Source organism: Isoptericola sp. NPDC056578 (genome assembly GCF_042793275.1).
GTDB lineage: Bacteria > Actinomycetota > Actinomycetes > Actinomycetales > Cellulomonadaceae > Isoptericola.
Genome location: NZ_JBHTVC010000096.1, coordinates 1 through 10,608, shown reverse-complemented (window position 1 = coordinate 10,608; position 10,608 = coordinate 1). Strand labels below are relative to the sequence as shown.

Genomic DNA, 10,608 nt, shown 5'->3' with positions numbered 1-10,608 from the left:
GGCCGGGCCCGTCGTTCGCTCAGTGCGTCGGTGCGTCAGTGCTGGATGCGGCGACGCAGCCAGAACAGCACGCCGCCACCCACGATCAGCAGCGCGGCGATCCCGGCGAAGACGCCGACCGTCGCACCCGTCTGCGGCAGCTCGTCGGCACCCTCGGCCTCGGCCGGCGGGACGTCGGTGTCGTCCGCGACGACCTCCACGTCCGCGCCGCCGGCGCCGATCGGGTTGGCGCACTCGGTGTTGGCCTCGGGGTAGCTCACGATCTGCGAGTACTCCGGGTTGACCTCGAAGAGCACCTCGACGTCGTCACGCGTCCAGGCGTAGTTCCCGTCGGTCTCCACGTAGGAGCCGTCGTCCTGCTGCTCCCAGCCCGGCCACTGCTTCGGCGCGGTGTCGGAGGCGCCCGGCCACAGCAGCTCGCCCTCCAGCGGCTGGTCGGCGGCGACGTAGTTCTCGCCGCCCTCCGGGTGGAGGAACGTGATGGTCAGCGGAGTGTCGTTGTCCACCTCGACGCCCTCGGGCAGGGAGACGCCGTAGTCCAGGTAGGGCGTGTCGCCCACGCAGACCGCGCCGATGTCACCGGGGACCAGCGCGCAGTCCTCCTCCGACGGGACGAGCTGCTCGATCGGGAAGATCACGTCGCCACCCTCGGTGCGGGTGTACCCGGCGAGGTCGTCGCCGAAGGTGCGCCCCTCGGTCGGCACGGCGAGCACGCCCTGCTCGGTGGTGAGGTAGGTGACGTCCCCCGTGTCCGCCGGGAGGATGACGTCGGACGCGTCCGCGCCGCAGATCTCCAGCGCGGCCGGCGCCTGCGGCACCACGACCTGGGGCTCCGGGACCTCCGGCACGGTCGGCGTGGCGCAGTCCTCGGTGGACGGCAGCTCGATGCCGAAGTCGCTCAGCTCCTGGTGCTGCCAGTCGACCAGGTGCCCGTCCATGGACGAGCCGTCGGGGTACGTGATGGTCTCGGGCATCGTGTAGTCGTCGACGCCGCCGCGCACCAGGTCCTGCTGGATGCCCCAGCCGGTGCACAGGTCGATGTCGTCGAGCGCGTCCGTCTCCGGGAGCTCGGTGTACCAGTGCTGGTCGTTCGTGAGCTCGTCCTCGGGGACGGTGAGCGGCGTGGTGCCGAGCAGCTGCTGCTTCCCGGAGTTCTCCCACGCGGCGGGCTTGTCCTTGTCGAGCTTCGGGTACAGGTAGATCCCGACCTGCACGTCGGTGCCCTCGGGCTGCTCCGGCGTCGTGGGGACACAGGGCGTCGTCGTGCCCTTCGCGTCCTTCTCCTCCTCCGGGGTGCGCGGCCAGTCGTAGCGGTCGCCGTCGTGGGCGTCGACCTGCACCGACCACTCGTGGGCCTTCGACCCGTCGAGCTCGAAGGTGCGGCGCCACGAGTCTCCGAAGGACTCGTCGGCGGCGATCGCGCCGTCGATGGTGACGACGACGTCGGCGCCCTGGTACTGGGTGAGCTTCACCTCGAGGCTGGTACAGGAGTCGCTGACTCGCGGGGTGTGGGCGGAGGCCGGCGCCGCGGTGGCGACGAGCATCCCTCCGACGGCGAGCGTCGTCGCGGCGACGCCTGCCAGGGTCCTCTTCACTGTGGGGTTGTCCCTTCGGTGGTGACCGGTGCACAGGCGCGCGCCAGTCGACGTGCGGAACGGGGAATCGTCGTGTAGTACACCAGGTTTTGGAGTAAATCGGGAGAGTCGTTGATAACGGTCAGAGCACAAATACCCGACGTTCCGGAGGAGTGGCTCTGATCGCCCCCAAACTGTGGACAAGCCTGAGGAAAACCCTGTGGACAAGGCTGTGGAGAGCCCGTCGTCCACGACCTGTGGACAACGTGTGCGGAACTTCCCTCCAGCGGCGTCAATCCGCCGTTTCCTTGCCTCCGGCAGGTAGACTGGGACGGTCATTCCGGGTCGTGCTGCGACCTCTCGCACGGCTCGGTCGAGCGCAGCCCGGAACCTGAGAGCCGCGCCGCCTGCACACTGCACGAAGCGTCGGCGCGTGCACGACGACCGAGGAGCAGCTCCGCCTGTGGCAGACCGAACCGACACCCCCCGTCCCGACACTGTCGCCAACGGAGCCGCCGGACCGGGGAGCGGGTACGACGCCGGCAACATCACCGTCCTGGAGGGCCTGGAGGCCGTCCGCAAGCGCCCGGGCATGTACATCGGCTCGACGGGCGAGCGGGGCCTGCACCACCTGGTCTACGAGATTGTGGACAACTCTGTGGACGAGGCCCTCGCGGGTCACGCCGACAGCGTCGAGGTGACCCTCCTCGCCGACGGCGGCGTCCGGGTCCGCGACAACGGGCGCGGCATCCCTGTCGCGATGCACCCCACCGAGGGCAAGCCGACGCTCGAGGTCGTCATGACGATCCTGCACGCGGGCGGCAAGTTCGGCGGCGGCGGCTACGCCGTCTCCGGAGGCCTGCACGGCGTGGGCATGTCGGTGGTAAACGCGCTGTCCACCCGCTTCGTCTCCGAGGTGAAGCGGGACGGCTTCCACTGGCGCCAGGAGTACCGGGACGGCGGCGAGCCGGTCACCGAGGTGCAGAAGCTCGAGCCGCTCGCCGAGGGCGAGCCCACGGGCACCACGCAGACCTTCTGGGCCGACGACTCGATCTTCGAGACCACGGACTACGACTTCGAGACGCTCCGCTCGCGCTTCCAGCAGTACGCGTTCCTCAACAAGGGCCTGCAGATCACGCTGCGCGACGAGCGCGCAGGCCACGCGGTCGCGGACGACGAGGTCGCCGGCCAGGCCCCGGAGGGTGCGGACACCGACGTCACCGCCGCCGACGGCGCCGCCGACGCCGAGGTCGCGAACCCCGTCCGGACAGTGACGTACCGCTACGACAACGGCCTCACGGACTACGTGGCCCACATCAACGCGGCCAAGAAGTCCGAGCTCATCCACCCCGAGATCATCGACGTCGAGTCGGAGGACACGGAGCGGAAGATCTCGGTGGAGATCGCGATGCAGTGGACCAGCGCGTACAGCGAGTCGGTGCACACGTTCGCGAACACCATCTCGACCACCGAGGGCGGCACGCACGAGGAGGGCTTCCGCGCGGCGCTCACCACCCTGGTGAACAGCTATGCGCGCGACAAGCAGATCATCAAGGAGAAGGACGACAACCTCACGGGTGACGACATCCGCGAGGGGCTCACCGCCGTCATCTCCGTCAAGCTCGGCGAGCCGCAGTTCGAGGGCCAGACCAAGACGAAGCTCGGGAACACCGAGGCGAAGACGTTCGTGCAGCGCGTGGTGCGCGAGAAGCTCGTCGACTGGTTCGACGCGCACCCGACGGAGGCGCGCGACGTCATCCGCAAGGCCATCCAGGCGTCGCAGGCGCGCATCGCGGCGCGCAAGGCGCGCGAGGCCACGCGACGCAAGGGGATCCTCAGCTCCGGCGGGATGCCCGGCAAGCTCAAGGACTGCCAGTCCAACCGCGCCGAGGACTGCGAGGTCTACATCGTCGAGGGCGACTCGGCCGGTGGCTCCGCCGTCCGCGGCCGCAACCCGCACAACCAGGCGATCCTGCCGCTGCGCGGCAAGATCCTCAACGTGGAGCGGGCCCGGCTGGACAAGGCGCTCTCCAACCAGGAGATCCAGTCCCTCATCACGGCGTTCGGCACCGGTATCGGGGAGGACTTCGACATCTCGAAGCTCCGGTACCACAAGATCGTGCTGATGGCCGACGCCGACGTCGACGGCCAGCACATCTGCACCCTGCTGCTCACGCTGCTGTTCCGGTACATGCGACCGCTCATCGAGCACGGCCACGTGTACCTGGCGCAGCCGCCGCTGTACCGGCTCAAGTGGTCGAACGCGCCGCACGACTACGTGTACTCCGACCGCGAGCGGGACGCGTTCCTCAAGGAGGGGATCGCGGCCGGCAAGCGGATCCCCAAGGAGAACGGCATCCAGCGCTACAAGGGCCTGGGCGAGATGGACTACACCGAGCTCTGGGACACCACGATGGACCCGGAGCACCGCACGCTGCTGCAGGTGACCATGGACGACGCGGCCGCGGCCGACGAGATCTTCTCGGTGCTCATGGGCGAGGACGTCGAGTCCCGCCGCAGCTTCATCCAGCGCAACGCCAAGGACGTCCGCTTCCTCGACATCTAGCGGCTGACGACGACGCCGTACAACTCGTACGGACGTCGTTGTACGTCAGCCCACCCATGATCTCGAGGACGACGGAACCCGCGCCCCGGCGGCGCAGGACAGGAAGAAGGTAGACGGTGACGGACGAGACCCCCGGTCCCGACATGACGGACGGCGCCCCGGACGACGAGGCGATCGACACGACCGACGGTGCGGTCACGGTGCAGCACGGCCGCATCGACCAGGTGGACCTCCAGCTGGAGATGCAGCGGAGCTACCTCGACTACGCGATGAGCGTCATCGTCGGGCGTGCGCTCCCGGACGTGCGGGACGGCCTCAAGCCGGTGCACCGCCGTGTGTTGTACGCGATGTACGACGGCGGCTACCGCCCTGACCGCGCGTACTCGAAGTGCTCGCGCGTCGTGGGCGACGTCATGGGCAAGTTCCACCCGCACGGCGACACCGCGATCTACGACACCCTCGTGCGCCTCGTGCAGGACTGGGTGCTGCGCTACCCGCTCGTCGCGGGCCAGGGGAACTTCGGCTCGCCCGGCAACGACCCGGCCGCCGCCCCCCGGTACACCGAGTGCCGCATGGCCCCGCTGGCCATGGAGATGGTCCGGGACATCGAGAAGAACACGGTCGACTTCCAGGACAACTACGACGGCCGCACGCAGGAGCCCGTCGTCCTGCCCGCCCGGTTCCCGAACCTTCTGGTCAACGGCTCCGCCGGCATCGCGGTGGGCATGGCGACCAACATCCCGCCGCACAACCTGCGCGAGGTCGCGGAGGGCGTGCGCTGGCACCTCGCGAACCCCGACGCGTCGCGCGAGGAGCTCCTCGCCGCACTGATGCTCCGCATCAAGGGGCCGGACTTCCCCACCGGCGCCACGATCCTCGGCACCAAGGGCATCGAGGAGGCGTACCGCACCGGCCGCGGCTCCATCACGATGCGCGCCGTCGTGAACGTCGAGGAGATCCAGAACCGGATCTGCCTCGTCATCACCGAGCTGCCGTACCAGGTCAACCCGGACAACCTCGCCAGCAAGATCGCGGACCTCGTCAACGACGGGAAGCTCGCCGGCATCGCGGACATCCGCGACGAGACGTCGGGCCGCACCGGCCAGCGCCTCGTCATCGTGCTCAAGCGCGACGCGATCGCCAAGGTCGTGCTGAACAACCTGTACAAGCACACGCCGCTGCAGTTCAGCTTCGGCGCGAACATGGTGGCGCTCGTCGACGACGTGCCGCGCACGCTCAGCCTCGACGCCTTCGTACGGCACTGGACCACGCACCAGATCGAGGTCGTCCGCCGGCGCACCGAGTACCTGCTGGCGGAGGCCGAGCGCCAGATCCACATCCTGCGCGGGTACCTCAAGGCACTCGACGCGCTGGACGAGGTCATCGCCCTCATCCGCCGCTCCCCCGACGCCGAGCAGGCCCGCACCGGCCTGATGGAGCTGCTCGACGTCGACGAGCAGCAGGCGAACGCGATCCTGGCGCTGCAGCTGCGCCGGCTCGCCGCCCTCGAGCGCCAGCGGATTATCGACGAGCACGACTCCCTCCAGCGGGAGATCGAGGACTACAAGGACATCCTCGCGAAGCCGGAGCGCCAGCGGACCATCGTCCAGGACGAGCTCGACGACATCGTCGCGCGCTACGGCGACGACCGCCGCACCACGGTGCTGCCGTTCGACGGCGACATGTCGGTCGAGGACCTCATCCCCGAGGAGGAGGTCGTCGTCACGATCACGCGCGGCGGGTACGCGAAGCGCACCCGCTCGGACAGCTACCGCGCCCAGCGGCGCGGCGGCAAGGGCGTGCGCGGCGCCGCGCTGCGCGAGGACGACATCGTCGAGCACTTCTTCGTCACGACGACGCACCACTGGCTGCTGTTCTTCACGAACCTCGGCCGGGTGTACCGCGCCAAGGGCTACGAGCTGCCCGAGGGCGGTCGGGACGCCAAGGGCCAGCACGTGGCGAACATGCTGGCGTTCCAGCCCGGCGAGCACATCGCCCAGGTGCTGGACCTGCCCGACTACGAGGCGGCGGACTACCTGGTGCTCGCGACCCGTCGCGGCCTGGTGAAGAAGACCCGCCTGGGCGAGTACAACTCGCCGCGCTCGGGTGGCCTCATCGCCATCAACCTGCGCGAGGACGACGAGGGCCACCCCGACGAGCTCGTCGCGGCGCGGCTCGTGAACGCGGACGACCACCTCATCCTCGTGTCCCGCAAGGGCCAGTCGATCCGGTTCCCCGCCGACGACGACACGCTGCGCCCGATGGGCCGCGCGACGTCCGGCGTCACCGGCATGAAGTTCCGTGAGGAGGACGAGCTGCTCAACGCGGACGTCGTCACCCCGGGGACGGACCTGTTCGTCGTGACCGAGGGCGGCTTCGCGAAGCGCACCGCGATCACGGAGTACCGCGTCCAGGGCCGCGCCGGCTACGGCATCAAGGTCGCCAACCTGGTCGAGGCTCGTGGAGACCTCGTGGGGGCCTTGGTCACGGAGGCGGACGACGAGGTGCTGGTCATCATGGAGCGTGGCAAGATCGTGCGCTCGGCGGTCGCGGAGGTGAACCTCACCGGCCGCACCACGCAGGGCGTGACGTTCGCGAAGCCCGACCGCGGGGACCGCATCATCGCCGTCGCCCGTAACGTCGAGCGTCGGGACGTCGACGAGGCAAGCGGCGACGAGTCGGTTAGCGTGGACGAGCAGGCCGCCGACGAGCAGACCACGAGCGGGGACGAGGACTGATGACGGAGAACAGCGCGTCGACCCGGGCGTCGTCGGCGCCTCCCACGCGGGAGGCGGAGATCGACGACTCGACCCACCGCCGCAGCCCGGCTGCGGGCGCGGCGCCGGCCGCGGCGTCAGCCGGCGCCGTCCGACTCGGTGAGGTGCCCGCACCGCCCGCACCGCCGGTCGCCGCACCGTCGCCCGTTGCCGGCGTCACCTCGGACGGCACCACCGCCGCCCAGGGCGCGTCCCCCGTCAAGGAAGGCGCGGTGAAGGCCGCTGCCGCCGCCCTCGCCGCCGCGCGGAGCGCGGCGAAGAAGGTCCAGTCGGTCATGCCGGAGGCGCCGGTCAAGGCGCAGGACGGCGCGGGCAGCACCGGCGTCACGGGCACGGCCAAGAACGCCGCGAAGCCCGCCGAGCCGCGTCCGGAGATGCACTACTCGGCCGGTGGCGTGCACGGGACGGCCGCTCCCGCGGCCGCGGCCCCCGTGGGGAGCCCGATGGTCGGGGCCGCGCAGCCCGGCGCCGGCGCGCGTCGGGTGCGGCTGTCGGTCTCGCGCGTCGACCCGTGGTCGATCATGAAGCTGGCGTTCCTGCTGTCCGTCGCGATCGGCTTCATCACCGTCGTCGCGACGATGGTGGTCTGGTACGTGCTCAACGATATGGGCACGTTCGCGAAGATCCAGGGCTTCCTGAGCGAGACGATCGGCCCGCAGGCCGTGAACCTCATGCAGTTCATCGAGTTCGACCGGGTCGTCTCCCTGTCGGTGCTGATCGCCATCGTCAACGTGGTGCTGCTGACCGCGCTCGCCACGATCATGGCCATCCTGTACAACATCACCGCAGCACTCGTCGGCGGCGTGCACCTCACGCTGACGGACGAGTGAACCCCGTCCCGACCGGGACCGACGTCACACCGCGCGACGGCACCCCCGGTTTGGGAACGGACCCGAGCGTACGGTAATGTTCCGTGCTGCACGCGCTCCCTCGCGGGGGCGCGCTCGGGGCTATAGCTCAGACGGTTAGAGCGCTTCCCTGATAAGGAAGAGGTCGGAGGTTCAAGTCCTCCTAGCCCCACTCCAGGCCACCTCAGGCCCGGGCCCGAGACGCACGACGACGGTCGTGACGAGGAGGCAGAAGATGAAGAAGCTGTTCGTCCTCCTGCTCGCGCTGGGCGCGGGTTACCTGGTCTGGCGCCGTCTCAACGAGGACTCGGCCGACCGGGACTTGTGGTCCGAGGTCACCGACACCATCGACTGAGCACGCCCGGCCCGTCTGACGAGGCCGCCAGGGGCCATGGCGCAATTGGTAGCGCACCTGCTTTGCAAGCAGGGGGTTAGGGGTTCGAGTCCCCTTGGCTCCACCACCGAAGACCCCGTACGCCTGCCGGCGTGCGGGGTCTCGTCGTTCCGTGCCGGCGTGCCCGAGGTGTTGAGCCCCCGCCCCCGGTCCCGCATGGTGGTGGGTGGGCCCGCCGACCGGCCGGCCGTCACGACGAGGGGGTCACGATGACGCTGTACCTGCTGTCCGTGCCGCACGACTCCGAGACCGAACCCACGATGGCGACGATGGACCCGGACGAGCTGGAGGCGACGCTCGCGGCGGTGGGCGCCTTCAACGAATCGCTGGAGGCCGCGGACGCGCTGCGGTTCGCCGGAGGACTGCACCCGCCGAGCACGGCCACGACGATCGACGGGTCGGGTGAGACGGCGACCGTCGCCCCGGGACCGTTCGTCGAGGCTCCCGAGTACCTCGGCGGGCTCTGGGTGATCGAGGCGGCGGACGACGCCGCGGCCATCGCATGGGGCACCCTGGCGGCCGAGGCGCTCGGCGGTCGGGTCGAGGTCCGGGCGTTCCAGGACGCGCCGTCCGGCTGACAACAGGCCGATAGCAGCAGGGCCCCGTCCTGTGGACGAGGCCCTGCGGCGAGCGGTGCGGTGCCGTCCCGGACGGCGGTCGGATCAGGCCTTGTCGCCCTCCCCCGCGTCCTTCGCGGCGTCCGCCGCGTCCTCGGCGGCGTCCTCGGTCTTGCGGGCAGCAGAGCGCGTGCGGTTCGTGGCCTTCTTGGCGGCGTCGGTCGCCTTGTCCTTGGCCTTGTCCACGGCCTCGGTGACCTCCTCGCCGAGCTCGGCGGCCTTCTCGGAGGCGCGCTCGGCGGCCTCGCGACCCTTCGCGACGGCGTGCCCCGCGGCCTCGCCGACCGCCTCCGCCGCGTCGGCGACGGCGTGCCGCGCGTCGCGGGCCGCGCCGTCGTAGTCCGGGCCCGACTGCTGCTCCCAGGGCTCGGCCCACGGGTCGTTCTGCGGCTGGGCGCGGCGCCAGAAGGCATAGCCCGCCACGGCGGCCCCGGCGAGCGCGAGGAACCAGAAGAGCCCCTTGCCCTTGCCGGACTTCTCGGCCTCCTTGGCGGCCTTCTCCGCCGCCTTCTCGGCGGCGGCCTGGGCCTTGGTGGCCTCCTTGGCCGCCTTCTTCGCGGCCTTCTTGCCCGCGCGTCCGGCCTTCTCCGCGGCGTCGCGCGCGGCGTCCGCCGCCAGGACGCCGGCCGCACCCGCGGCGGCCCCGGCGCGCGTCGCCGCCTCGTTGAAGGCGGTGACGACCCGCGGCAGGTAGTCGTCCACGATCTTGTCGTGCGCGGTGTCCACGAGCGGGCCCGCCTTGTCGGCGACCTTCTCGACCCGCGGCGCCGCCGCGAGCACGCTCTCGCGCCACGCCTTCTCGGCGCGGGGCACGAGCCACTCGAGGAACGAGTCGACCCGCGGCTCGGCCCAGTCCTTGGCCTGGTTCGCGGCGTCCTTCGCCCCGCCCGCAGCACGGGCGCCGACGTCGACCAGGACGGCGGCCGCCTCGGTCGCGGAGCCCTTGAGCTTCTCGGTGTCGATGTCGTTGATCGTCGAGCTCACCTTGGCGGAGAGCTTCTCGGCCTGGTCCTTGGCAGTGTCCTTGACGCTGTCGCCCACGTTCTTTCGCACCATGGACCCACTGTGCCACCTGGCGCCCTGGCCTGCAGCGGTACGCGCGGGCCGCGCCGTGCGGGTCGTGGAGACGGATGGTGAGAGGGAGGGTGAGAGGATGAGGGCATGTTCGCAACCCTCCACACCACCGCCGGTGACATCCGCATCGAGCTGCTGCCGAACCACGCGCCCAAGACCGTCGCGAACTTCGTCGGGCTGGCCAAGGGCACCACGACGTGGACGGACCCGGCCACGGGCGCCGAGCGCAACGACCCCCTGTACGACGGCGTGATCTTCCACCGCGTCATCGACAACTTCATGATCCAGGGCGGGGACCCGCTGGGCACCGGCACCGGCGGCCCCGGCTACACCTTCGACGACGAGATCCACCCCGAGCTCCAGTTCGACGGCAAGTACATCCTCGCGATGGCGAACGCCGGCAAGCGCCGCAACCCCGTCACGGGCGCCGTCGAGGGCACCAACGGCTCGCAGTTCTTCATCACGACGGGCGACACCCCGTGGCTGAACGGCAAGCACACCATCTTCGGCAAGGTCGTGGACGACGGTTCCCGCGCCGTCGTCGACGCGATCGGTGACACCCCGACCCGACCGGGCGACCGCCCCGTCCAGGACATCGTCATCAACAGCGTCACCATCGAGGACTGACCGACACAGACCGAAACCGGGTCACCTGGTCACGGTCGGGGTCGGGAACCTCGTCGCAGTCCCGTTCACGCGCCCAAGGGGCGCTCCACTTCGGGAAAGATGGAACTGCGACGAGGTTCCCGACCCCGACC

Annotated in this window: 8 protein-coding genes and 2 tRNA genes; 8 read left to right on the top strand and 2 right to left on the bottom strand. The window is 70.3% G+C overall.

What is annotated here, in order from left to right:
• Positions 1–35: 35 nt before the first annotated feature.
• Positions 36–1,595, bottom strand: coding sequence for an LPXTG cell wall anchor domain-containing protein (locus tag ACFQ80_RS21970; protein WP_430565135.1), 1,560 nt, complete (start codon positions 1,593–1,595; stop codon positions 36–38).
• A gap of 442 nt (positions 1,596–2,037) precedes the next feature.
• Between ACFQ80_RS21970 and gyrB the strand changes: the two genes are divergently transcribed.
• The 7 genes from gyrB (at position 2,038) to ACFQ80_RS21935 (ending at position 8,737) form a co-directional block, all read left to right on the top strand.
• Entirely contained in the window at positions 2,038–4,140 is a 2,103-nt protein-coding gene (gyrB, locus tag ACFQ80_RS21965; protein ID WP_430565134.1) for a DNA topoisomerase (ATP-hydrolyzing) subunit B, read from the top strand.
• 116 nt (positions 4,141–4,256) lie between these two features.
• Entirely contained in the window at positions 4,257–6,878 is a 2,622-nt protein-coding gene (gene gyrA, locus ACFQ80_RS21960; protein ID WP_430565133.1) for a DNA gyrase subunit A, read from the top strand.
• Positions 6,878–7,747 carry a DUF3566 domain-containing protein gene (locus ACFQ80_RS21955; protein WP_430565132.1) on the top strand — a complete coding sequence of 290 codons (870 nt, stop codon included), beginning with the start codon at positions 6,878–6,880 and terminating at the stop codon, positions 7,745–7,747. The genes gyrA and ACFQ80_RS21955 overlap by 1 nt, the downstream gene beginning before the upstream one ends.
• A gap of 116 nt (positions 7,748–7,863) precedes the next feature.
• Positions 7,864–7,937 (top strand) — tRNA-Ile (locus ACFQ80_RS21950).
• Between the two features lie 63 nt (positions 7,938–8,000).
• Positions 8,001–8,120 carry a DLW-39 family protein gene (locus ACFQ80_RS21945; RefSeq protein WP_217700772.1) on the top strand — a complete coding sequence of 40 codons (120 nt, stop codon included), beginning with the start codon at positions 8,001–8,003 and terminating at the stop codon, positions 8,118–8,120.
• A gap of 30 nt (positions 8,121–8,150) precedes the next feature.
• A tRNA-Ala gene (locus ACFQ80_RS21940) sits at positions 8,151–8,226 on the top strand.
• 142 nt (positions 8,227–8,368) lie between these two features.
• Positions 8,369–8,737 (top strand): YciI family protein, encoded by a 369-nt coding sequence (locus ACFQ80_RS21935; RefSeq protein WP_430565131.1) that lies wholly within the window; start codon positions 8,369–8,371, stop codon positions 8,735–8,737.
• Between the two features lie 84 nt (positions 8,738–8,821).
• Here the strand turns inward: ACFQ80_RS21935 and ACFQ80_RS21930 are convergent, their stop codons facing one another.
• Positions 8,822–9,832, bottom strand: a complete 1,011-nt coding sequence (locus ACFQ80_RS21930; RefSeq protein ID WP_430565130.1) for a hypothetical protein — start codon at positions 9,830–9,832, stop codon at positions 8,822–8,824.
• A 105-nt stretch (positions 9,833–9,937) separates the two neighbouring features.
• On the opposite strand from ACFQ80_RS21930, the gene ACFQ80_RS21925 reads away from it, so the two are divergent.
• Complete coding sequence (locus ACFQ80_RS21925; protein WP_430549428.1) at positions 9,938–10,477, top strand: peptidylprolyl isomerase; 540 nt, start codon at positions 9,938–9,940, stop codon at positions 10,475–10,477.
• Positions 10,478–10,608: the final 131 nt, after the last annotated feature.